This is a genomic window from Nonomuraea sp. NPDC003727 (genome assembly GCF_053586935.1).
In genome coordinates, this window is record NZ_JBSFNE010000003.1 from 578,848 (window position 1) to 601,433 (window position 22,586).

The 22,586-nt window shown below is 69.9% G+C and carries 23 protein-coding genes and 1 riboswitch; of the genes, 9 read left to right on the plus strand and 14 right to left on the minus strand.

All coding sequences use genetic code 11. The annotated features are described in order from the left end of the window. Positions 1-59 precede the first annotated feature (59 nt). A complete protein-coding gene (locus tag ACWDLG_RS11425; protein WP_449918556.1) occupies positions 60-2,063 on the plus strand; it encodes a HelD family protein in 2,004 nt (667 codons plus the stop codon). 28 nt (positions 2,064-2,091) lie between these two features. Here the strand turns inward: ACWDLG_RS11425 and ACWDLG_RS11430 are convergent, their stop codons facing one another. The 6 genes from ACWDLG_RS11430 to ACWDLG_RS11455 form a co-directional block, all read right to left on the minus strand. Then, complete coding sequence (locus ACWDLG_RS11430) at positions 2,092-2,304, minus strand: hypothetical protein (RefSeq protein WP_449918665.1); 213 nt, start codon at positions 2,302-2,304, stop codon at positions 2,092-2,094. 99 nt (positions 2,305-2,403) lie between these two features. Further along, positions 2,404-4,032 carry a chaperonin GroEL gene (gene groL / locus ACWDLG_RS11435; RefSeq protein WP_354914264.1) on the minus strand — a complete coding sequence of 543 codons (1,629 nt, stop codon included), beginning with the start codon at positions 4,030-4,032 and terminating at the stop codon, positions 2,404-2,406. 415 nt (positions 4,033-4,447) lie between these two features. Beyond that, positions 4,448-4,648, minus strand: a complete 201-nt coding sequence (locus ACWDLG_RS11440; RefSeq protein WP_055507665.1) for a cold-shock protein — start codon at positions 4,646-4,648, stop codon at positions 4,448-4,450. Positions 4,649-5,060: 412 nt separating this feature from the next. Further along, a complete protein-coding gene (locus ACWDLG_RS11445) occupies positions 5,061-5,336 on the minus strand; it encodes a MoaD/ThiS family protein (protein ID WP_354914261.1) in 276 nt (91 codons plus the stop codon). A 57-nt stretch (positions 5,337-5,393) separates the two neighbouring features. After that, a complete protein-coding gene (gene thrC / locus ACWDLG_RS11450) occupies positions 5,394-6,626 on the minus strand; it encodes a threonine synthase (protein ID WP_449918562.1) in 1,233 nt (410 codons plus the stop codon). Between the two features lie 13 nt (positions 6,627-6,639). Beyond that, a riboswitch (SAM riboswitch) is annotated at positions 6,640-6,779 on the minus strand. A 59-nt stretch (positions 6,780-6,838) separates the two neighbouring features. After that, on the minus strand, positions 6,839-7,399 hold the full coding sequence (locus ACWDLG_RS11455) for an RNA polymerase sigma factor (RefSeq protein ID WP_354914257.1): 561 nt from the start codon (positions 7,397-7,399) through the stop codon (positions 6,839-6,841). Between the two features lie 23 nt (positions 7,400-7,422). Here ACWDLG_RS11455 and ACWDLG_RS11460 point away from each other — a divergent pair, with 23 nt between their 5' ends. After that, positions 7,423-8,850: an alpha,alpha-trehalose-phosphate synthase (UDP-forming) gene (locus ACWDLG_RS11460; RefSeq protein ID WP_449918566.1), complete on the plus strand. Its 1,428-nt coding sequence runs from the start codon at positions 7,423-7,425 to the stop codon at positions 8,848-8,850. Positions 8,851-8,854: 4 nt separating this feature from the next. Continuing rightward, positions 8,855-9,982, plus strand: a complete 1,128-nt coding sequence (locus ACWDLG_RS11465) for an MFS transporter (RefSeq protein WP_449918569.1) — start codon at positions 8,855-8,857, stop codon at positions 9,980-9,982. Here ACWDLG_RS11465 and ACWDLG_RS11470 read toward each other — a convergent pair. Genes ACWDLG_RS11470 through ACWDLG_RS11480 form a run of 3 tightly spaced genes read right to left on the minus strand, consistent with a single transcriptional unit; the run spans position 9,960 to position 11,680 of the window. After that, entirely contained in the window at positions 9,960-10,547 is a 588-nt protein-coding gene (locus ACWDLG_RS11470) for a hypothetical protein (protein WP_449918571.1), read from the minus strand. The two genes, ACWDLG_RS11465 and ACWDLG_RS11470, sit on opposite strands and share 23 nt — an antisense overlap. A 10-nt stretch (positions 10,548-10,557) precedes the next feature. Continuing rightward, positions 10,558-11,355: a trehalose-phosphatase gene (gene otsB / locus ACWDLG_RS11475; RefSeq protein WP_449918574.1), complete on the minus strand. Its 798-nt coding sequence runs from the start codon at positions 11,353-11,355 to the stop codon at positions 10,558-10,560. 25 nt (positions 11,356-11,380) lie between these two features. Continuing rightward, complete coding sequence (locus ACWDLG_RS11480) at positions 11,381-11,680, minus strand: DUF3263 domain-containing protein (protein WP_449918577.1); 300 nt, start codon at positions 11,678-11,680, stop codon at positions 11,381-11,383. A gap of 92 nt (positions 11,681-11,772) precedes the next feature. On the opposite strand from ACWDLG_RS11480, the gene ACWDLG_RS11485 reads away from it, so the two are divergent. From ACWDLG_RS11485 to ACWDLG_RS11510, 6 genes are all read left to right on the plus strand, one after another. After that, positions 11,773-12,579, plus strand: coding sequence for an SAM hydrolase/SAM-dependent halogenase family protein (locus ACWDLG_RS11485; RefSeq protein ID WP_354914245.1), 807 nt, complete (start codon positions 11,773-11,775; stop codon positions 12,577-12,579). Between the two features lie 110 nt (positions 12,580-12,689). Then, positions 12,690-13,304: a hypothetical protein gene (locus ACWDLG_RS11490; protein WP_449918580.1), complete on the plus strand. Its 615-nt coding sequence runs from the start codon at positions 12,690-12,692 to the stop codon at positions 13,302-13,304. After that, positions 13,301-14,437, plus strand: a complete 1,137-nt coding sequence (locus tag ACWDLG_RS11495) for a S8 family serine peptidase (RefSeq protein WP_449918582.1) — start codon at positions 13,301-13,303, stop codon at positions 14,435-14,437. The genes ACWDLG_RS11490 and ACWDLG_RS11495 overlap by 4 nt, the downstream gene beginning before the upstream one ends. 33 nt (positions 14,438-14,470) lie before the next feature. Then, positions 14,471-14,848 (plus strand): Zn-ribbon domain-containing OB-fold protein, encoded by a 378-nt coding sequence (locus ACWDLG_RS11500; protein ID WP_354914239.1) that lies wholly within the window; start codon positions 14,471-14,473, stop codon positions 14,846-14,848. Next, on the plus strand, positions 14,845-16,020 hold the full coding sequence (locus ACWDLG_RS11505; RefSeq protein ID WP_449918585.1) for a lipid-transfer protein: 1,176 nt from the start codon (positions 14,845-14,847) through the stop codon (positions 16,018-16,020). Before ACWDLG_RS11500 ends, ACWDLG_RS11505 begins: the two co-directional genes overlap by 4 nt. Positions 16,021-16,114: 94 nt before the next feature. Beyond that, a complete protein-coding gene (locus ACWDLG_RS11510) occupies positions 16,115-16,615 on the plus strand; it encodes a hypothetical protein (RefSeq protein ID WP_449918588.1) in 501 nt (166 codons plus the stop codon). A 96-nt stretch (positions 16,616-16,711) separates the two neighbouring features. Here the strand turns inward: ACWDLG_RS11510 and ACWDLG_RS11515 are convergent, their stop codons facing one another. The 5 genes from ACWDLG_RS11515 to ACWDLG_RS11535 all read right to left on the minus strand — a co-directional run bounded on the left by ACWDLG_RS11515 (position 16,712) and on the right by ACWDLG_RS11535 (position 22,400). Beyond that, the gene (locus tag ACWDLG_RS11515; RefSeq protein WP_449918590.1) at positions 16,712-17,728 is read right to left on the minus strand and encodes an ABC transporter ATP-binding protein; all 1,017 of its coding nucleotides are present in this window, start codon (positions 17,726-17,728) and stop codon (positions 16,712-16,714) included. Then, positions 17,712-18,752: an ABC transporter ATP-binding protein gene (locus ACWDLG_RS11520; protein WP_354914231.1), complete on the minus strand. Its 1,041-nt coding sequence runs from the start codon at positions 18,750-18,752 to the stop codon at positions 17,712-17,714. Before ACWDLG_RS11520 ends, ACWDLG_RS11515 begins: the two co-directional genes overlap by 17 nt. A 16-nt stretch (positions 18,753-18,768) precedes the next feature. Next, the gene (locus tag ACWDLG_RS11525; RefSeq protein ID WP_449918594.1) at positions 18,769-19,683 is read right to left on the minus strand and encodes an ABC transporter permease; all 915 of its coding nucleotides are present in this window, start codon (positions 19,681-19,683) and stop codon (positions 18,769-18,771) included. Next, positions 19,676-20,617, minus strand: coding sequence for an ABC transporter permease (locus ACWDLG_RS11530; RefSeq protein ID WP_449918596.1), 942 nt, complete (start codon positions 20,615-20,617; stop codon positions 19,676-19,678). The genes ACWDLG_RS11525 and ACWDLG_RS11530 overlap by 8 nt, the downstream gene beginning before the upstream one ends. A gap of 115 nt (positions 20,618-20,732) precedes the next feature. Then, positions 20,733-22,400, minus strand: coding sequence for a peptide ABC transporter substrate-binding protein (locus ACWDLG_RS11535; protein ID WP_449918597.1), 1,668 nt, complete (start codon positions 22,398-22,400; stop codon positions 20,733-20,735). Between the last annotated feature and the right edge of the window lie 186 nt (positions 22,401-22,586).

Here is a 22,586-nt window from a genome sequence, read left to right on the forward strand (position 1 = left end):
GCTCAACGGTTCGCTGCCTTGTCTACCACCTCCGTTATCGAATGGGGAGGCGCTTTCGCATGCCCGGAAACCAGTTGGCTCCCGACATACCCACCGACGTGCTCGCCGCCGAGCGCGCCCATCTGGCCGAGTCCCGCGCGGCGCTGCGAGCGATGCGCGAGCACGCCCAGTCGCTGTCCGCCGACGCGGCGGGCGACTGGGTCTCGCAGCAGATCCTGCAGTCCCTGCTCGACCAGCGCGTCGCGGCGCTCGCCGACCATCCGGACACCCCCCTGTTCTTCGGCAGGCTCGACCGGGAGGACCACGACGACCTCCCCGGCGTCATCTACGTCGGCCGCCGCCACGTCCACGACGGCACCAGCCGCCCCCTGGTGATCGACTGGCGCGCCCCCGTCTCGGGCGCCTTCTACCAGGCCAGCCCCGCCGACCCGATGGGCGTCGTACGGCGCCGCCGCTTCGGCTACCACGGCGGCGACCTGACCGCCTTCGAGGACGAGCACCTCGAAGACGGCGCCGAGCTCGGCACCTCGAAGATCCTCACCGAGGAGATCGAGCGCCCGCGCACCGGCCCCATGCGCGACATCGTGGCCACCATCCAGCCCGACCAGGACGAGATCGTCCGCGCCGCGCTGACCCAGACCGTCTGCGTCCAGGGTGCCCCCGGCACCGGCAAGACCGCCGTCGGCCTGCACCGGGCCGCCTACCTGCTGTTCACCCACCGCGAGAAGCTCGGCAGGGCCGGCGTCATGATCGTCGGCCCGAACAAGGCCTTCCTGTCCTACATCTCCTCGGTGCTGCCCGCCCTCGGCGAGGTCAAGGTCGACCAGACCACGGTCGCCGAGCTCCTCGGCGACCACGACACCCCCGAAGACCCGCTCGTGGCCGCCGTCAAGGGCGACGCCCGCATGGCCAAGGTGCTCGAGCGCGCGCTCTGGCTGCACATCGTCAAGCCCACCGAGGGCCTCGTCTACACCAGGGGCGCCTACCGCTTCCGCGTCGCCGACCACGAGGTGCGCGAGATGGTGGCCTCGCTGCGCGGCACCACCAGGTACGGCCCCGGCCGCGCCGCCCTCGCCCAGCGGCTGGCACACCAGGTGCTGGTGCGCATGGAGCAGCGCGGCGACTCCCCCGACGACAGGGTCCAGGACGCGGTGGCCCGCTCCAAGCCGGTCAAGCAGCTGGTCGAGGCGGTATGGCCCAAGGTGACGCCCGCCCAGGTGCTCTTCCGCCTGCTCTCGGACGCCGACTTCCTGGCCGCCGCCGCGCGCTCCGACCTGACGGCCGAGGAGCAGCGGACACTGCTGTGGGGCAAGCCGTACCGGTCGTGGAAGTCGGCCAGGTGGTCGGCCGCCGACGCCGCGCTGCTCGACGAGCTCGCCGACCTCGTCGAACGCACCCCCTCCCTCGGCCATCTGGTCGTCGACGAGGCGCAGGACCTGTCGGAGATGCAGCTGCGGGCGCTCGGGCGGCGCTGCCGTACGGGATCGGCCACGGTCCTCGGCGACCTCGCCCAGGGCACCACGCCGTGGTCGACCCGTTCGTGGAGCACCGTGCTGCGACACCTCGGCCAGGACTCCGGCGAGGTCACCGAGCTCACCCTCGGCTTCCGCGTGCCCCGCGAGGTGCTCGACTACGCCGCCCGGTTGCTGCCCTCCATCGCCCCCGACCTGGCCGCCCCCCGCTCCCTCCGCCCCGGCCAGGGCTCGCTGACGGTACGGCAGAGCGGCGAGGTGGTCGAAGCCGTCCGTGACGCGCTCGCCAAGGAGGGCTCGATCGGCGTCATCGTCCCGGACGCCATGGCCGAGGCGGTGTCGCGCTCCCTCGACGGCGTCCCGCACGCCCTGCTCGGGCCCGACTCGACCGAGGAGCACCGGCTCCTGGTCATCCCCGCCACGCTGGCCAAGGGCCTGGAGTACGACCACGTCATCGTCGTGGAGCCGGCGGACATCGTCGAGGCCGAGCCACGCGGTCTGGCCCGGCTGTACGTGGTGCTCACCCGCGCGGTCACCTCGCTGACGGTGCTGCACGCCAAGCCGCTCCCGGCGCAGCTCGCCACCGCCTGACGCGCCACCCGACCAGCCCCGGCCGCCCTCACGCCCTCTCCGCCACGTCCCGGAGAGGGCACCCTGAGGACTCGCGGAACGCCTCAGCAGGCGATGAGCCGCACCCGGTCACCACACAGGCGTCGACATGATCGGGCATCTGGCGGGCCACCGCTTCGGCCACATAGCCGGAGACGTTGTCGGTGAGCTTCTTCAGTTCGGCCATCTGCTCCGACGGCAGGGTGACGGTGATACGAGTCATGTCGTCCACGTAGTCAGCATGCTGAAAAGCATGCACCTACGCATGCGAAAAGGGGCGCCACCCGCGAACGGGTGCCGCCCCTTTCAGCTTGGGCAGGACTTAGAAGTCCATGTCCCCGCCGCCGGGCATGCCCGCCGGAGCAGCCGGGGTCTTCTCCGGCTTCTCGGCGATGACCGCCTCGGTGGTCAGGAACAGCGCCGCGATGGAAGCGGCGTTCTGCAGCGCCGACCGCGTCACCTTGGCCGGGTCGAGGATGCCCGCCTCGAACATGTTGACGTACTCGCCGGACGCGGCGTTGAGGCCCTCACCCGGGGTGAGGTTGCGCACGCGCTCGACCACGACGCCGCCCTCGAGGCCGGCGTTGACCGCGATCTGCTTCAGCGGCTCCTCCAGCGCCTTGCGGACGATCGCCGCACCGGTGGCCTCGTCACCCTGGAGCTCGAGCTTGTCGAACGCCTTGGTGCCGGCCTGCAGCAGGGCCACGCCACCGCCGGGGACGATGCCCTCCTCGACGGCCGCCTTCGCGTTGCGGACGGCGTCCTCGATGCGGTGCTTGCGCTCCTTGAGCTCGACCTCGGTCGCGGCACCGGCCTTGATGACGGCGACACCACCGGCGAGCTTGGCCAGGCGCTCCTGGAGCTTCTCGCGGTCGTAGTCGGAGTCGGTGCGCTCGATCTCGGCGCGGATCTCGTTGACCCGGCCGGCGATCTGCTCGGGGTCACCGGCGCCGTCGACGATGGTGGTCTCGTCCTTGGTGACGACGACCTTGCGGGCGCGGCCGAGCAGGTCGAGGGTGGCGGACTCGAGCTTGAGGCCGACCTCCTCGGAGACGACCTGGCCACCGGTCAGGGTGGCGATGTCGCCCAGCATGGCCTTGCGGCGGTCACCGAAGCCGGGAGCCTTGACGGCGACCGACTTGAACAGGCCGCGGATCTTGTTGACGACCAGGGTGGCCAGGGCCTCGCCCTCGATGTCCTCAGCGATGATCAGCAGCGGCTTGCCGGCCTGCACGACCTTGTCGAGCAGCGGCAGCAGGTCCTTGTTGGCCGAGACCTTGGAGTTGACGATGAGGATGTAGGGGTCCTCGAGGACCGCCTCCATGCGCTCGGGGTCGGTCACGAAGTAACCGGAGACGTAGCCCTTGTCGAAGCGCATACCCTCGGTGAGCTCGAGCTCGAGGCCGAAGGTGTTGCTCTCCTCGACGGTGATGACGCCTTCCTTGCCGACCTTGTCCATCGCCTCGGCGATGAGGTTGCCGATCTCGGCGTCGCCGGCGGAGATGGAGGCGGTGGAGGCGATCTGCTCCTTGGTCTCCACGTCCTTGGCCAGCTTGGAGAGCTCCTCGCTGACGCGCTCGACGGCGGCCTCGATGCCCTTCTTCAGGGACATCGGGTTGGCGCCGGCGGCGACGTTGCGCAGGCCCTCGCGTACCAGCGCCTGGGCGAGCACGGTGGCGGTGGTGGTGCCGTCACCCGCGACGTCGTCCGTCTTCTTGGCGACTTCCTTGACCAGCTCGGCGCCGATCTTCTCCCACGGGTCCTCGAGCTCGATCTCCTTGGCGATGGAGACACCATCGTTGGTGATCGTGGGAGCGCCCCACTTCTTCTCCAGCACGACGTTGCGGCCCTTGGGGCCGAGGGTCACCTTGACGGCGTCGGCGAGCTGGTTCATACCGCGCTCGAGACCGCGCCGGGCGTCCTCGTCAAACGCGATCATCTTGGCTGCCATAAGGCTAGACCTCCCAGATGCAGGGTGGCTTGCAGCGGACCGAGCCGACGCCCGCGACGGCATGGGCCCGACTCCATTCGGCGGACCCCATCGTCTCGATCCCAGTGTCTGGCACTCTCATAACCAGAGTGCCAACGAACTGTTTAGCACTCTACCCTGCCGAGTGCAAGCGAGGCGCGCTTTCGCCCAGGTCAACCCCGCACGCGGGTCGTCGCGGAGAACGCTTCGCGATCATCGCCGCTTTCGTCACGCGGCCACGCGGAGCCGTCCGCCCCCTGCCCCATGGCTCCAGAGTACGACGGGCAGGCCCGATCGGCTGACGCGGACCGGACCTGCCCGGATCGACGAAAAGGACATGACAGATCCGCACGGACTGCGCCGCCGTGTGAGCTGCCGGTGCCTTGATGGTTCTGGTTCAGACAGTCCTGACGGATTCCGCCTGGGGACCCTTCTGGCCCTGGGTTATCTCGAACTCGACCCGCTGGCCCTGCTCGAGTGCCCGATAGCCGTCCATCAAGATCGCTGAGTAATGGACGAATACATCCTTACCACCGTCTACCGCGATGAAGCCGTAGCCCTTGTCCGCGTTGAACCACTTGACGGTGCCCTGCGCCACTTCCGACTCCTCTTACTGGGCTCCGGACCCCGCCCATTCACTCGCGGGATCCGCGATCGCCACGACTTATGGGGAAATCAGCCGGACGATCGCCCTCGACCATACCTGTGGCATGCCGTAGAACAACAGAGTCAATCGCCAAACTCGTTCTCGGTGTTCGTGACGGGCATTCTTGTAGTGGCCTAAAGGTTAGTCAAATATTCCATCTTCCGATGAAGAAACCCTCTCACCTGGCATGGACAACCTGCGACTTTCGGCCAGGACACCGCCACGGAAGGGTGTCCGCGCCGCCACACCGGGCCACTCCCGAGTCAGGGCCCGCGATTGCCGCCACACCACTCAGAAAACGGTCAAAAGTCACGAAAACGCCCGCGAGGCAATCCTCGCGGGCGTCCGTGAAGCCGGAATACGGTCAGCCGCCGGCCACGGCCGGGATGATGGAGATCTGCACTCCCTCGGGAGTGGCGCTCTCGAGGCCGTCGACAAAACGGACGTCCTCTTCGCCGACATAAACGTTGACAAAACGGCGAATCTTGCCCGATTCATCCAAAATGCGCGCGCCGATACCCGGGTAGTCGGCGTCGAGCTTCTGCAGCACCTCGCGAAGGGTGGCACCCTCGCCGCTCACCTCGGAGCTGCCGCCGGTGTACGTGCGCAGAATGGTGGGGATCCGCACCGAAACGCTCATGACTAGTACCTTTCCTTTCAGACAGCCCAGACAGCCCAGACAGCCCAGACAGACAGCTCAGACAGCCGCGCGGAACGCGTCGAGGGACGGCCTGATCACGGCCGTGGGCGTGGCGTCGTCCGCGATCGCGTCGAGCGTCTTGAGCCCGTCACCGGTGTTGAGCACCACGGTGGTCAGCGCGGGGTCGAGCTGACCCGTCTCGACGAGCTTCTTCAGCACGCCCACCGTCACGCCGCCCGCGGTCTCGGCGAAGACGCCCTCCGTGGAGGCCAGCAGCTTGATGGCCGACACCACCTCGGCGTCGGTGACGTCCTCGACGGCCCCGCCGGTACGGCGCGCGATGTCGAGCACGTACGGCCCGTCGGCCGGGTTGCCGATGGCCAGCGACTTGGCGATGGTGTCCGGCTTGACCGGCTGGACCACGTCGTGGCCCGCCTTGAAGGCCGTGGACACCGGCGAGCAGCCGAGCGCCTGGGCCCCGAAGATCTTGTAAGGGGTGTCCTCGACCAGGCCGAGGGCGATCAGCTCCTTGAAGCCCTTGTCGATCTTGGTGAGCTGCGACCCGGAGGCCACCGGGATGACGATCTGGTCGGGCAGCCGCCACCCGAGCTGCTCGGCGATCTCGTAGGCCAGGGTCTTGGAGCCCTCGGCGTAGTAGGGCCGCAGGTTGACGTTGACGAAGCCCCACTTGTCGCCGAGCGGGTCGCCGATGAGCTCGGAGCAGAAGCGGTTGACCTCGTCGTAGGTGCCCTGGATGCCGACCAGCTTGCCGCCGAAGACCCGGGCCATGGCGATCTTCGCCTGCTCCAGGTCCGCGGGGATGAAGACGCACGCCTCGAACCCGGCCCTGGCGGCGGCCGCGGTCACCGCGCCCGCCAGGTTGCCGGTGGAGGAGCACGACAGCGTGTGGAAGCCGAAGTTGCGCGCCGCCTCGACGGCGATGGCGACCACCCGGTCCTTGAAGGAGTGGGTGGGGTTGCCCGAGTCGTCCTTCACGTACAGGTCGCGCAGGCCCAGGACCTTGCCGAGGTTGGTGGCCTGGACGAGCTTCGTCCAGCCGGGGTTCATGTTCTGCTTGCCGGCCACGTCGACGGGGACCGGCAGCAGCGAGCGGTAGCGCCAGATGTTCGCGGGTCCTGCCTCGATGTCGGCGCGGGAGACCGACCCGAAGGAGTAGGCCACCTCGAGCGGGCCGAAACACTCCAGACACGCGAAGCTGGGGCCGAGGTCGTAGCGTGCGCCGCACTCGCGGCAGGACAGAGCGACAGCAGGACCGAAGTCAAGCGACATGAAGCGAGGCCTTCCCTCATCTTCGTCTGCGACCACCCTGGCCACAGACCGGAATTGGCACCTGTCCCGGCCGGCCTCGTCACTTCACGAGCTCAGTCCGGGAGGGTTGCCGGGGCTTCGCAGGGCCGGTCCCTCCACCCCTCTGGATGAGCAATATGGAGTTATGCGAATCACCATACCCGGCCATGCTCACGACATGACCGACCGTCTCACTAACTGAGACGATACGTATCACCCAGGGCGGCCTGGACGTACTTGCGCGCCTGGTGGATCCGCGACTTGGCGGTGCCGAGCGGGATGCCGAGCTGCTCGGCCACCTCGTTGTAGTCGAGCTGGACGATGTCGCGCAGCACCAGCGCCTGCGCCAGGTCGGGCTTGTCGGCCTCCAGCGCCTCCATGGCGTCGAGCAGGTCGAGCCGCGAACCCGCGATGACGCTCACCCGGCGCACGTCGGGCTTCTGGACGGGCAGTTCGTCCGAGGTCTGCTCGGCGGCCCTGCGCTTCAGCGACCGGTAGGTGGTGCGCGCGCAGTTGGCCGTCACGATGTGCAGCCAGGTGCTGAACCTGGCCCTGCCCTCGAAACGCCCGATGTTGCGGGCCACCGCGAGCAGGGTGTCCTGGCACGCCTCCTCGGCGTCCTGGTGGTAGGGCAGGATGCGGGCGCAGTGGCGCAGCACGTCGGGCTCGATCCGCTTCAGGAGCTCGCCAAGCGCGCGATGGTCGCCGCCCGCGGCGGAACGGGCCAGTTCCTCGGTTAGCTCATCTAGGGCCATAGCGAGATCCTATGTTCGGGGTCATGGTGGATGTTGTGAACAGCGTTCTTGTGGCTTCCAACCGTGGGCCTGTCTCCTTCACCCTCTCCGACGACGGCGAGCTGACCATGAAGCGTGGCGGCGGCGGCCTGGTGTCGGGGCTTTCCGGAGCCGTCAGGGACGAGGGCGTGCTCTGGGTGTGCGCCGCGCTGTCCGACGGCGACCGCAGCGCCGTACGGCTGGCTCCCGGCGGCCGACTCGACCATGCCGGCTATGACACCGGCAAGCTGCGCATGCTGGACATCCCGCCCGCCACCTTCCACCGCGCGTACAACGCGGTGGCCAACTCGACCCTCTGGTTCGTCAACCACCTGCTGTACGACACCCCCAACGCCCCCCACTTCGGCACGAGGTTCACCCGGGAGTGGGACTCCTACCGCGACTACAACGGCGCGTTCGCGATGGCGCTGGCCGAGGAGGCGAGTCACGGGGCCAAGGTGATGGTGCAGGACTACCACCTGACGCTCACCCCCGCGATGCTCCGCGCCGAGCGGCCCGACCTGCGCATCGCCCATTTCAGCCACACGCCGTGGGCGCCGCCGGAGTACTTCTCGCTGCTGCCCGACGACGTCGGGCGCGAGGTGCTCGAGGGCATCCTCGGCGCCGACCACGCCGGATTCCTGACCGAGCGATGGGCCGAGGCGTTCATGGACTGCTGCAGGAGCCTGCTGGGCGCCAAGGTCACCGACCGGTCGGTCACCCACGACGGCCGCACCACCCGCATCGGCGTGCACGGTCTCGGCGTCGACGGCGAGTCGCTGTGGAGGCGGGCCTGCGAGCCCGACGTCGAGTCGCACATGGCCGCGCTGCGCGAGCAGGTCGGCGACCGGCGGCTGATCGTCCGCATCGACCGCACGGAGCTGTCGAAGAACATCGTCCGCGGCCTGCTGGCCTACAGGGAGTTCCTGGACGCCCACCCCGAGTGGCACGGACGGGTGGTGCATCTCGCCTTCGCCTACCCATCCCGCCACGACCTGCCTGAATACCGCGAATACACTGCCGCTGTGCAACGCTGCGCCAAGGAGATCGAGGACGAGTACGCCACCGAGGACTGGGACCCCCTGATCCTCAACGTCAACGACGACTACCCCCGCTCGCTGGCCGCCTACCGGCTCGCCGACGTGCTGCTGGTCAACCCCATCCGCGACGGCATGAACCTGGTCGCCAAGGAGGGCCCCATCCTGTCCCCGCGCTGCGCGCTGGTGCTCTCACGCGAGGCGGGCGCCGCCGCCGAGCTCGGCGCGCACGCGCTCGTGATCAACCCCTACGACGTCTGCGAGACCGCCGAGGCACTGCGCGCGGGCCTGGAGATGCCGGAGGAGGAGCGGGTACGGCGCGGCGCGCGGCTCAAGGCCGCCGCCACCGCGCTGCCACCGCGACGATGGCTCGGCGAACAACTTGCCTGCCTCTGACCGCTTGACCAGAGACCGGATCACCTGGCTCGTCTACCTCCAGCTCGCCGTCTTCGCGACGTTCATGTACGGCCTCAGCGCCGCCCTGCCCCTGCTGCGCGCCGACCTCGGTGTCTACGCCACGGTCGGCGCCCTGCACGGCACCGCCATGGCCGCCGCCACCATCGCGGCGGGGGCGGCGATCCCCCTCCTCACCCGCAGGTACGGCAGGCGCACCACGGTCTGGATCGGCCTGGCGGGCATGAACGCGGGCGTCGTCACCGTCGTGGCGGTCCCCGCGCTACCCGGCACCCTCACGGGCTTCGCGCTGGCGGGCGGCTTCGGCTCGGTCATGCTCTACACCGCGATGGCCGTCCTCAGCGACCATCAGGGGCCGACCGGCCCGGCGGCCATCAGCGAGGCCAACGCGATCGCCGTCGTCGTCGGCATGGCGGCCACCCTGCTGGTCAGCCTGGCGGCGCAGTCGGTCCTCGGCTGGCGGGCGGCCCTGCTGCTCACCCCGCTCCTGTCCGGGCTGCTGGCGCTCACCATGGGCGGGACCAGGCTGGGGGCGGCGCAGGAGCGCACGGCCAGGGTCACCGGCCGGCCCAACTGGCGCTTCCACGTGGCCTGCGCGGTGCTGTTCTGCTGCGTGGCCATCGAGTTCTCCTTCAACCTGTTCGGCGCCGAGCTGCTGGCCGGCCGTACGGGGCTGAGCGCGGCGACCGCGGCCACGGGGCTGACCGCCTTCATCGGCGGCCTCGCGGCCGGCAGGTTCGCGGGCGCGCGGCTGGCGCTGCTGCTGCCGTCCGCGACCCTGCTGGTGTGCGCGCTGGCCGTGACCGGAGCCGGCTGGCTGCTGTTCTGGCTCGGCACCAGGCCGCTCGTGGCCTACACCGGCCTGGTGATCAGCGGTCTGGGCGCCGCCATGCACTTCCCGCTGGCGATGGCCGGGGTGATCGCCGCCTCCGGCGACCGCCCCGGTCTGGCCGCGGCGGCCGCCCCCGTCTGGGCGGGGCTGGCCATGGGCGCCGGGCCCTTCGCGCTCGGCGCCCTCGCCGACGGGTACGGCACGCACACCGCGTTCCTCATGGTGCCCGTACTGGCCGCTCTGGCCGCGGCCGGCGTGCTCAGCGCCAGACGGCCCGCGTGAGAGCGGCGTTCAGCCCCGGCGTCGACCACTGGTCCACGACGAGGATCTTCGACGCGGGCAGGTACCAGATCCGCTGCGGGTAGGTCACGCTGGTCGGCTTGCCGCTCGGGGTGTGGCAGGTGATCTTCCACTGCCGGTAGTACGCCTTGTGCCCGGCACCGACCGGCCTGAGCTCCGACACCTGCGGCTTGACCGGCATGGGCGAGGAGTAGTAGCGCCTGTCGCGCACGCACTCCATCACGCCGCTGCTCGGGTGGTACGGCTCGTCGACCCGGAACGGGTTTCCCTCGGTGGCGTACCGGATGTACTGCGGGCCCATCAGCCAGAACCCCTGGCACTCGGTGGCGCGCCTGGAGCAGGACCCGGTGATCACGTGGACGGCGCCGGAGTCGGCCTTCTCGACCTTCCACGAGGCGGGCAGCGTGATCGTGGCGCCCCGGTAGGTCACCGACTGCGTGGCGCCGGCGGGGGCTCCGGCGAGGGCGCCGGCAGGGGCTCCGGCAGAGGCTCCGGCGGGGGCTCCGGACAGGGCGAGGGAGGCCGTCACGGCCAGTGTCATCAGCATGATCGCGAAGCTAGTCCGCCCCGGTTGCAGCGGAATGGCGGATGGCTTTCACCAGGTCGGCCAGCAGCGCGACGACGCCGTCGGGCCCGTCGACGACCAGGTCGGCGCGCTCGGCGAGCTCGGTCACCTCGGCCGAGCCGCTGCACACCGTCACCCCCGGCAGGCCGGAGGCCCGCACCGCGCCGAACGCCGCCAGGTCGCCCAGGTCGTCGCCGGCGAACAGCACCGCACGCGCCACCCGCTCGGCCAGGAACAGGTCGAGCGCGTGGCCCTTGTCCATGCCGGGTGGCCGCAGCTCGAGCACCATCCGGCCGGGCTCGACCACGAGGGAGTGCGCCGCCGCCAGCTTCGCGAGCGGGTCGCGCAGCAGCTCCAGCGCCTTGGCCGGATCGGGGGCGCGCCTGGTGTGCACGGCCACCGCCCGCTGCTTGTCCTCGATCGTGACGCCCTCGACGCGGTCGACGATGCGGGGCAGCTCCGCCTTCGCCCGCATGACACCGGGCGGTGGCGGCGGGGCGCTCACCCTGCCGCCCTCCCACCGCTCGAACCCGTAGTGACCGAGCACGACCAGCCCTGGGACCTTCTCCAGCCCCGGGCCGTACTCGAGGACGGTGGCGGCGGGCCGGCCGGTCACGATGACCACCGCCCCCACCAGACCGCCCAGCTCGACCAGGACGGCCGGAGCGTCGGGATGGATCCTGGCGTCACGGGGGTCGGGCACGATCGGCGCGAGGGTGCCGTCGAAGTCGAGCCCGATCACCGCGCCGTCCGGATCACGCACAATGGCTTGGATTCCTGGATTGCTCATCACGCGGCTCGCCGTACCCAGGCAGTCAGGGGCGCATTCCAAGCCGGCGGGCCGCGCGCTCCCTCTGGCGGGCGGCGCGCAGCCGCCTCAGGCGCTTGACCAGCATCGGGTCGTGCTCCATGGCCTCCGGCCTGTCGATGAGATCGCCCAGCAATTGGTAGTAGCGGGTGGCGGAGAAGCCGAAGGAGTCGCGGATCGCGTGCTCCTTGGCACCCGCGTGGCGCCACCACTGGCGCTCGAAGGCCAGGATCTGCAGGTCGCGCTCGGACAGGGGGCGTGGCGGTTTCCTGGCAGCACCGTCGCCGGCGACCGGTGCAGTGTCCATGGTCTCCTCCTCGGTCGGCGCGGCCCGTGGCCCATCGTAATGTGCGGAGTGCGGCTGTTCACGGCGGTTGGGGAGACGTACAGTCGCGAAGTGTGAGCCCAGTCATCACGCTTCTCACCGACTACGGACTCGAGGACGGATACGTGGCCGCCTGTCACGGGGTGATAGCGGGGATCGCTCCGCAGGCCCGCGTGATCGACGTGTGCCACCTCGTGCCTTCGGGGGACGTCCGCAGAGGTGCCGCGATCCTCGCCCAGACCATCCCGTACCTGCCCACTGGCATCCACGTCGGGACCGTCGATCCCGGCACGGGCGGCGCGCGCCGCGCCGTGGCCGTCGAGGCGGGCGCGCGCGTCTTCGTCGGCCCTGACAACGGGCTGCTGTCCTGGGCGATCACCGCCAGCGGAGGTGCCACGGCCGCCTACGAGGTCGCCAACGCCGAGCTGTTCCTCAGCCCCGTCTCGCCGACCTTCCACGGGCGCGACGTGTACTCGCCCGTGTCGGCGCACCTGTGCGCGGGACGCAAGCTGCCGGAGGTCGGCCCCGAGCTCCCGCTGGACCGGCTGGTGTCGCTGCCGTCGCCCGTCACGTACGTCCGCGAGGGCGCGGTGGAGGGCGAGGTCGTCTCCGTGGACAGGTTCGGCAACACCCAGCTGTCGATCGCGGCCGACGACCTGGCGGCGGTCGGGGTGCTGGTGGGCGACACGCTGTCGGTGTGGCTGGGGCGGCGGCAGGTGTCGCTGCCCTACCGGGAGTCGTTCGCGGCGGTGCCGCCGGGAGAGCTGGTGGCGTTCACGGACTCGGCGGGGTTGATCGCGCTCGCCGTCAACTCGGGTGACGCGGCGCAGCGGCTCGGACTCCCGCCGGGGGCCCATGTCCGGCTGTGCGCGCTCCACTGACTCCTGCGACAAAACCGGTCTCATGTGGTTGAAGAGTAAGAAGAGGTAGTTACACCGCGTATCGGGCTGTTTACCGAACCGTCGGATTGCACCATCGTGCGCGTGCCAGAATGCACGGCACCGAAGCGTCCCCCTCCTCCCGGTTCGAGGCCGACGTGATCCGACTGTCCATCGCCCTCATCCCCATCATCGCCATGACCTGGGCGCCGGCGGAGCCGCCGGTGGCCGAGCGATGGCGGGCATGGCCGGCCTCCGAGGTCTTCCCCGCGAGGCTGCCCGGCACCACCCCCTCAGGCGCCCGCACCGCCTACGTCCTGGCCGGCATCGCGCCCGAAGCCCCGTGCGCCCGCGCCTTCCATCCCGGCGCCCGACCGCGCGGCTGCCTCACCGCCCTTCGCGCCACCTACGTCGACACCACCCAGACCTTCGTCGCCACCGCCGGCGTCGCCGTGCTCACCGGCGCTCCCGCGCCGCCCGCCGAGCGGGGAGATCCCCGGCCCGCGACCGTCATGCCGTACACGGTGCCCGGCGGGCCCGCCGAACTGTTCGGGACCCGCCAGTACATCACCGGCGCCCGGATCGTCTCAGGCCCGCGCTACGTGGTCATGACCGCCGCCGGATACACCGACGGCCGGCCGTACACGAAGGGCCAGGGCGCGCCGCCGCGGCTGCGCGGCATGGCGCGGGAACTGGCGACGGCGCTCCACCGGCGGCTCACCGGATGAGGCGGGCCTTCGCCGCCGCCCTGCTGGCGGCCCTGCTCACCATCGGCACGCCCACGGTCGCCGACGAGGTCGGCGCCACGGCGCGCGAACGGCAGTGGCAGCTCGCGCCGCTGCGCATGGCGGAGGCCTGGCGTGTCACCAGGGGTGGCGGCGTCACGGTGGCCGTGCTGGACACCGGCGTCGACGCCCGCCATCCCGACCTCGCGGGCGCGGTGATCAAGGGCCCGGACCTCACCGGACAGGCCGCGAGCGGGGCCCGCTGGGGCCACCACGGGACCGCGATGGCCAGCCTCATCGCCGGCCGCGGCCACGGCGAGGGCCGGGACGCCGGGGTGATCGGCATCGCGCCCGAGGCGACCGTGCTGTCGGTGCGGGTCACGCTGGAGAACGACGATCCGCGCCGCGAGTTCCAGCGCACCAGGGCCCGCGGCCAGGACGCGCTGGCCAGAGGCATCCGCTACGCGGCCGACCAGGGCGCGCAGGTGATCAGCATGTCGCTCGGCGGGGGCAGCGGCACGTGGGAGGGTTCGGCCGCCGAGGAGGAGGCCGTGCAGTACGCGCTGGCGCGTGGCGCGGTGCTCGTCGCGTCGGCCGGCAACGACGGCGACGGCCCCAACAGGAAGAACTTCCCCGCCGCCTACCCCGGGGTGATCGCGGTCGGCGCGGTCGACAGGAAGCTGCGGGTGACGCCCTTCTCCAACCGCCGGCCCTACCTGTCGGTGGTCGCGCCCGGCAAGCAGATCGTCAGCGCCGACGGCCCCCGCTCCTACGTGATCGGCGACGGCACCAGCTCGGCCGCCGCGATGGTGGCGGGCATCGCGGCGCTGATCAGATCCGCCTACCCGCGGCTCACGCCGCTGCAGGTACGGCGGGCCATCGAGAGCGGCGCGGGCGGGCGGGGGCACAGCAGCGCCTACGGCCACGGCGTGGTCGACGCGGCACGGGCGCTGGCCGAGGCGCGCCGCCTGAGCGATCGGGAGCCGCCGGCCGCACCCAGGGCGCTGCCCTACTTCGGCGGCGGCCCCCCGGCTCCCGTCCCCGACTCCAGGCCGCTGGTGATCGCCGCGCTCGTGCTGGCGGCCGCCGCGATGGCGGTCAGGACAGTGGCGCGCAGCAGGCGGCGGCACCGCTAGTACCGAGCAAGCGCTTGTGTGATACTGCTCCACATGACGTGGTTCGACGGCACCGCCCTGCTCGGCACCCGGTGCACGACCTGCCAGGCCGTCTTCTTCCCCCCGCACCACGGCTTCTGCCGCGATCCGTGGTGCGAGGGCGAGGAGCTCGTGGAGCATCGGCTGTCCCGGCGCGGCACCGTGTGGTCCTACACCAACGCCTGCTACCCGCCGCCGCCGCCGTTCGTGACGGCCGAGCCGTACGAGCCGGTGACGCTCGCGGCGGTGGAGCTCGACGAGGAGCGCATCGTCGTCCTCGGCCAGGTGAAGGACCTGACGGTCGACGACCTCAGCGTCGGCATGGCGCTGGAGCTGACCGCGGGCACGCTCGCCGACGGCGCCCCGGTGTGGATGTGGGGGTCGCCTCGATGAGCGTCGTCGTGATCGGCGCGGGCATGCACCCGTGGGGCAAGCAGGGCAGGCCCTTCCACGAGTACGGCGTGGCCGCCGCCAGAGCCGCCCTGGCCGACGCCGGTGTCGCGTGGCGCGACGTGCAGTACGTCGTGGGCGCGGACACCATCAGGAACGGCTACCCCGGCTTCGTCGCGGGCGCCACCTACGCCCGCGCGCTCGGCTGGTCGGGCGCCCGCATCGCCTCCTGCTACGCCGCCTGCGCCTCCGGCGCCCAGGCGCTCGACCTGGCCCGCACCGCCATCCTGGCGGGCCGCTGCGAGGTCGCCATGGTCATCGGCGCCGACGCCGCCCCCAAGGGCTTCTTCACCCCCGTCGGCGGCGACCGCCCCGACGACCCCGACTGGCTGCGCTTCCGGCTCCTCGGCGCCACCAATCCCGCCTACTTCGCCCTGTCCGCCCGCCGCCGCATGGCCCTGTACGGCTCGACGCCGGCCGACTTCGCCGCGGTGAAGGTCAAGAACGCCCTGGCCGGCTCGCTGAACCCGTACGCCCGCTACCGCAAGCAGGTCACGGCCGAAGAGGTCCTCGCCTCCCCCATGGTCGCCGACCCGCTGCGGCTGATGGACATCTGCGCCACCTCCGACGGCGGCGCGGCGCTCGTGCTCGCCTCAGCCGCCTACGCGCGCAGGATCGGCGCCGCGCGTCCGGTGACGCTGGCCGCGGTCTCGACCGTCACGCCCACCTACCCCAAGACCGTCCTGGACCTGCCCGACTTCGCCACCGACCCGCCCGTCCGCGACAGCGTCCCGTTCCGCGCCGCTCTCGCAGGGGCCGCCTACGAGGAGGCCGGAATCGGCCCGCGCGACCTGTCCTTCGCCGAGGTCTACGACCTGTCCACCGCGCTCGAACTCGACTGGATGGAGGACCTCGGCCTGTGCGCCCCCGGCGAGGCCGACAAGCTGCTGCGCGCGGGCGACACCGCGCTCGGCGGCCGCGTCCCGGTGAACCCTTCGGGGGGGTTGGCCTCCTTCGGCGAGGCGATCCCCGCGCAGGCCATCGCCCAGGTCTGCGAGCTGACCTGGCAGCTGCGCCGTACGGCGGGCCCGCGGCAGGTCGAGGACGCCCAGGTGGGCATGGCGGTGAACCAAGGACTGTTTGGTCATGGTTCAGCGGTTATCGCTATGAGGTGACCCGGATTGAACCCTTCGCCCCTGGCATGTTCTACTTGAACACGGAAAGTAACAACGTGACTACGGAGCGTCACGGATCCGGCGCTCTGGCACCTTGCTTCAGGGGGAAATACCAATGATCCGTTCCATTATCGTCGCTGCCGCTCTGGCTGGACTCGCGGTGACCGGGCCTGTGTGCTCCGCTTCGGCGGAGGTCTTCTACGGACCCGATCCCGCCAGCGACAGCGTCAGCAGCGAGAGCACCGAAACCACCAGCACCTCCAGCAACACCTCGACCGACAGCAACAGCGACAGCAGCACCGACGCCGACACCGCCGGCGTCACGGATGCCGACACCGACAGGGACGCCGCCACCGACGCCGACACCAACACCGACGCCGCCACCGACGCCGACACCAACACCGACGCCGCCACCGACGCCGAAACCGATTCCGCCTCGGGCGCCGGTTCCTCGTCGGGCGCCGGTTCCTCCTCGGGCGCCGATGCCGGCACCGACGCCGACGCCGCCACGGCCACCGACGCCGACGCCGATGCCGCCACCGATGCCGACAGCGACGCCGAGACCGACGTGACAGAAGCCGAGACCGACGCCTGAACCGACACGGACACCGCGGCACCCGCCGCCATGAAGTAGGCGGGAGCAGCAGAAGCCCCCCACCCGAAGACGGGTGGGGGGCTTCTCACGCGCGGCTCAGCTCGCGTGCACCACGTCGTGCGTCTCGGCGAAGTGGCACGCGCTCTCGTGGCTCGTGCCCGGCCAGATCTGCAGCGGCGGCTCCTGCTCGGCGCAGATCTCCTGCGCCTTCCAGCAGCGGGTGCGGAAGCGGCAGCCCGACGGCGGGTTGGCCGGCGAGGGCGGGTCACCCTGCAGGATGATCCGCTCGCGCTGCTCCCTGCCCTCGGGGTCGGGCACCGGCACGGCCGACAGCAGCGCCTGCGTGTAGGGGTGCGCGGGCCGGTCGTAGATCTCGCTGTCCTTGCCGAGCTCGACGAACTTGCCCAGGTACATCACCCCGACCCGGTCGGAGATGTGGCGCACCACCGACAGGTCGTGGGCGATGAAGATGTAGGCCAGGTCGAACTCGTTCTGCAGCCGCTCCAGCAGGTTGATGACCTGCGCCTGGATCGACACGTCCAGCGCCGACACCGGCTCGTCGCAGACGATGACCTCCGGCTGGAGCGCCAGGCCCCGGGCGATGCCGATGCGCTGCCGCTGGCCGCCGGAGAACTGGTGCGGGTAGCGGTTGACGTGGTCGGGGTTGAGGCCGACCACCTCGAGCAGTTCCTGCACCTTCCTGCGGCGGTCACCCTTCGGCGCGACCTCGGTGTGGATGTCGAACGGCTCGCCGATGATGTCGCCGACGGTCATCCGGGGGTTCAGCGAGGTGTACGGGTCCTGCATCACCATCTGGATGTTGCGGCGCATCCGCTTGAGCTCGGCGCCCCTGGCGGTGGCGATGTCCCTGCCGTTCACCCTGACCGAGCCCGACGTCGGCCGCTCCAGCGCCATCAGGAGCTTGGCCAGCGTCGACTTGCCGCAGCCCGACTCGCCGACGATGCCGAGGGTCTCGCCCTTGTGCAGGTCGAAGGAGACGCCGTCGACGGCCTTGATCGCGCCGATCTGCCGCTTGAGGACGATGCCCTGGGTCAGCGGGAAGTGCTTGACCAGGTCGCGGACCTCGAGGATCGGCTCACCCACGGCTGCCATCGAGGACCTCCCTCCAGTAGTGGCAGGCGCTACCGCGCACGCCGCTGATCTCGTAGAGCGGGGGGGCGTCGGTCACGCAGTTGTCCTGCCGGTAGGGGCACCGGGGGTGGAACGCGCAGCCCGACGGCATGTCGAGCAGGTTGGGCGGCAGGCCCTTGATCGCGTACAGCTCCTGGCCCTTCATGTCGACCCTGGGGATCGAGTCGAGCAGGCCCTTGGAGTAGGGGTGCGCGGGAGCCTTGTAGATGTCGTAGACCGGGGCGTTCTCGACGATCCGCCCGCCGTACATGACCGAGATCTTGTCCGCGACGTCGGCGACCACGCCGAGGTCGTGGGTGATCAGGATCAGGCCCATGTTGCTCTCGCGCTGGAGCTCCGCCAGGAGTTCCATGATCTGGGCCTGCACGGTGACGTCGAGCGCGGTGGTCGGCTCGTCGGCGATCAGCACCTCGGGGTCGAGCGCGATCGACATCGCGATCATGATGCGCTGGCGCATACCGCCGGAGAACTGGTGCGGGTAGTCGTTCACCCGCTGCCTCGCCGCCGGGATGCGCACCCGGTCCATCAGCTCGACGGCCTTCTTCATGCCGTCGCGCTTGCTCATCCCGCGGTGCACGCGGAACATCTCGCTGATCTGCCAGCCCACGGTGAAGACCGGGTTGAGCGCCGAGAGCGCGTCCTGGAAGATCATGGCGATGCGCTCGCCGCGGATCTGGCTCCTGGCCTCCTCCGACAGCTTCAGCAGGTCGGTGCCGTGGAAGCGGATCTCCCCCTGGGGGATCTTCGCCGGCGGCATGTCGAGGATGCCCATGATCGCCTGTGCGGTCACGGACTTGCCCGACCCCGACTCTCCGAGGACGGCCAGCGTCTCGCCGGCGCTCAGCGAGTAGCTGACGCCGTTGACCGCCCTGACGACGCCCGCCCTGGTGTGGAACTCCACGTGGAGGTTGTCCACAGCCAGCAGCGGCTCGTTGCCCAGCCCTCCCTCGGCTGGCAACACGTCGATTGCCGACTTCTTCTTCATCGCGAATCCCCCCTCTCTATCGCAGCTTCGGGTCGAGTGCGTCGCGTACGGCGTCGCCGATCATGACGAAGCTCAGGACCGTGATGCTCAGGAAGACCGCCGGGAAGATCAGCGGCTCCGGAGCCATGAGGAACCTGTTGCGCGCGTCGGCGATCATCAGACCCCACGAGATGTTGGGCGACTGGATGCCGACCCCGAGGAACGACAGCGCCGCCTCGCCCGCGATGAACACGCCCAGGTTCATCGTGCAGACCACGATGACCGGTGCCAGCGCGTTGGGCAGGATGTGCCGGACCGAGATGCGCCACGGGCTCGCGCCCAGCGCCCGCGCCGCGGTGACGTAGTCCTGGTTCTTGGCGGTGATGACGGCCGCGCGCATGATGCGCAGCACCATCGGCCAGGCCAGGATCGCCAGCGCGATCACGACGGTCCAGACGCCCGCCTTGTCCCTGCCGACGACCGACAGCAGCAGCAGCGCGCCGAGGATCGAGGGGATGGCGAAGAAGATCTCGGCCACGCGGGAGAGGATCACGTCCACGTAGCGGCCGTAGAACCCGGCGATCAGGCCGAGCGTGCCGCCCACCAGGCCGGTCACGAGCGAGGTCAGCACACCGACGAGGATCGAGACCCTCGCGCCGTGGATGACGCGCGCGTAGGTGTCGCACCCCTGGTTGTCGAGGCCGAACCAGTGGGCCGAGCTGATGCCCTGGCGTGCGTCGGCCAGGTTGCAGGCGCTGGGGTTCTGCGGCGCGAAGACGCTGGGGAAGAGCGCCATCAGGACCAGCACGATCGCGATGAGCGAGCCGGCCACGAAGACCTTGTTCCTGCGCAGGTCGTACCAGGCGTCCGACCAGAGACTGGCCGGCTTCCTCTCCTTCGGCTTCCTGCGCGAGGGCGCCTTGGGCGCCGTGACGGTGTTCGTGTCACTCATAGCGGATCCTGGGGTCTAGGACGGCGTACAGCAGGTCGACGATGAGGTTCGCGAGCAGGTACACGAGAACGAGAACCGTGACGATGCCGACGACGACGGCGTTCTCGCGCCTTGCGACCGACTGGAAGAGCTGCTGCCCGATCCCGTTCAGGTTGAAGATGGCCTCGGTGATGACCGCGCCGCCCATCAGCGAGCCGAGGTCGGCGCCCAGATAGGTGATCAACGGGATGAGCGAGTTGCGCAGCGCGTGCCTGCCGAGAACCCTCCGGCGGGGCATGCCCTTGGCGACCGCCGTACGGATGTAGTCGGCCCTCAGGGTCTCCATGAGACTGGTCCTGGTGAGCCGGACCAGGTAGGCGATCGACGTGCCGGCCAGCACGAAGCCCGGCACGAGGAAGCTGCGCCACCCCGCGTCGGTGCCGGAGATGGGGAAGAAGTCGATGCCCGCCGAGGTCTTGAGCTTGACGCCCAGGATGAGCTGCAGGACGAAGCCGCTCACCAGCGTGGGGACCGACACCAGCAGCAGCGTGAGGGCCAGGATGGCGTGGTCCTCCCAGCGGCCGCGGCGGAGGGCGGCGAGCAGGCCCAGACCCAGGCCGACGATCGCCTCGATGACGAGGGCGGTGACCGCGAGCTGGATGGTGACCTGGAACTTTCCGGCGAACAGGTCGGAGACCTGCACGCCCTGGAACGTCTCGCCGAAGTCGCCGACGAAGATTCCCGAGATGTAGTGCCAGTACTGGACGATCAGCGGATCGTTGAGCCCGTACTGCTCACGCAGCTGCGCCGCGAGCACGGGGTCGATGCGGCGTTCACCGCCCAGGATGGCCACGGGATCGCCGGGCAGGGCGTAGACGGTGCAGAAGATGAGGAATGTGGAACCCAGTAGAACAGGGATCGCCTGGAGCAGGCGCCTGATCACGTAGCGGCCCATGATGTCTCCCGATCATTGCGAAGGGCAGCCCGGCAACCTCCGGGCTGCCCTTCAGTTGTTCAGGGCCCCTCGGAACGGCATCTGGTGGACGCCCGCCCGAGAGTGCGGGTCATGGTCAGGAGGCCCGCTCGACCTTGGCCAGGTCGATCCGCTCGAACGGGTCGATGGTCACGTTCTTGACGTTCTGCGAGTAACCAGCGTTGGTCTGGTAGAAGTACACCGGCACGTACGGCATGTCCTTCACCAGCAGGTCGGCCGCCTGCTGGTAGAACGTGATGCCCTCCTGGTCGGTCTTGGCGGAGTCGCCCTTGACCAGCAGGTCGTCGAAGTCCTTGTTCGAGTAGCGGCCGTGGTTGGAGCTGCCGCCGGTGCCGTAGATCGGACGCAGGTAGTTCTCCATGGACGGGTAGTCCATGATCCAGGCCATGCGGAAGGCGCCGCCGACCTTGCCCTTGTCCAGCTCGTCGAGGATGGAGGCGAAGGACTCGTAGGACTCGGCCTTCACGTCGACGCCCAGGTTCTGGCGCAGGTTGTTGGCAGCGGCCTCGATCCACTCCTTGTGGCCGCCGTCACCGTTGTAGGCCAGGGTGACGGGGCCCTTGCCGCCACCGTTCTTGTCCCACAGCTCCTTGGCCTTGGCGGGGTCGTAGACGCACGCGGTGCAGGCGCCCTTGCGGTAGCCGGCCACGATGGGGCTGACGAAGTCGTCGGCGGGCACGCGGGTGCCGGAGAAGACCTGCTCGGTGATGGTCTTCCGGTCGATCGCCATCGAGAGGGCCTTGCGCAGCTCGACGTTCTTGGCCCACGCCTCGCCGTTTTTGGTGTTGAAGCCGAAGTAGCCCACACCGGAGGACGGCTGCTCGATGTAGCGGTCGCCCAGCTCCTGCTTGGCGGTGGCGATGGCCTCGGGCGGCAGCTGGTCCATGATGTCCAGGTTGCCGGCCCGCAGCTCGTTCCACGCGGTGCCGAGGTCGCTGAAGATCTTGAAGTCGACCGCGTCGACCTTCGCCTTGCCCTCGACGAACTCGTCGTAGCGCACGAGCGAGATGGTGGTGTCGGTCGCGGGCTTGAACGGCTTGGCCATCTTGAAGGGACCGTTGCCGATCGGGTTCTCGCCGAACTCCTTCTTGATGCCGCCGTTGCCGTCGAAGGCCACGCTCGGCATCGGCATGAAGGTGGTGTAGCCCAGCATCGTCTTGAAGCCCGAGTAGGGGTGGGCCAGCGTGACGGTGAAGGTCTTGTCGTCGACGAGCTTGAGGCCCGCGAGGGTCTTGGCCTTGGGCTCGGGGGCCTTCTGCGGGCCCTCCTCGCCGTCCGGGTCGAGGGGGGCGACGTCGTCGTAGCCCTCGACGGCGGAGAAGAAGTGGCCGCCTTCCTGGACGTTGGGGCCGTAGGCGGCGGCGTTCCAGGCGTCGACGTAGCTCTTGGCGGTGACGGCCTCGCCGTTGTGGAACTTGTAGCCGTCCTTCAGCTTGATCGTCCAGACCTTGGACTCGGCGTCAGGCTCGATCGACTCCGCGCCACGGAGGACGACGTTCTTGTCCTTGTCGTAGTCGACAAGGCCGACGAACAGCGCGTTCAGCACCTCGGCACCACTGGTGTCGTTGGTGTTGGTGGGGCTCAGCTCGTGCTGCGGCTTGGCGATCTCGACCCTGACCGGCTGGGCGGCGGACCCTCCGCTGGAGTTGCCGGTCGTCCCACCGCCGCCCCCGCCGCACGCGGCGACCGCGACGGCCAGAAGCGCGGTACCGGCGACGATCTGTGCGCCCTTAGTAACACGCATTAGTAGATTTTCCTCCCTCTACAGGTGGGCGTAAGCGCTGAGCTGCGAAGTCCTAGGCAGCCTGACGGAGGAGCCTTGTCTGTCCCCCGGGTTTGGCTGACATGGTCAAACCAGCTGACGCCCTGCCAGTCGATCGCGACTATCCCTCACTACTTGCCACCAGCGAGTCTCTGGCACATTGCAGTT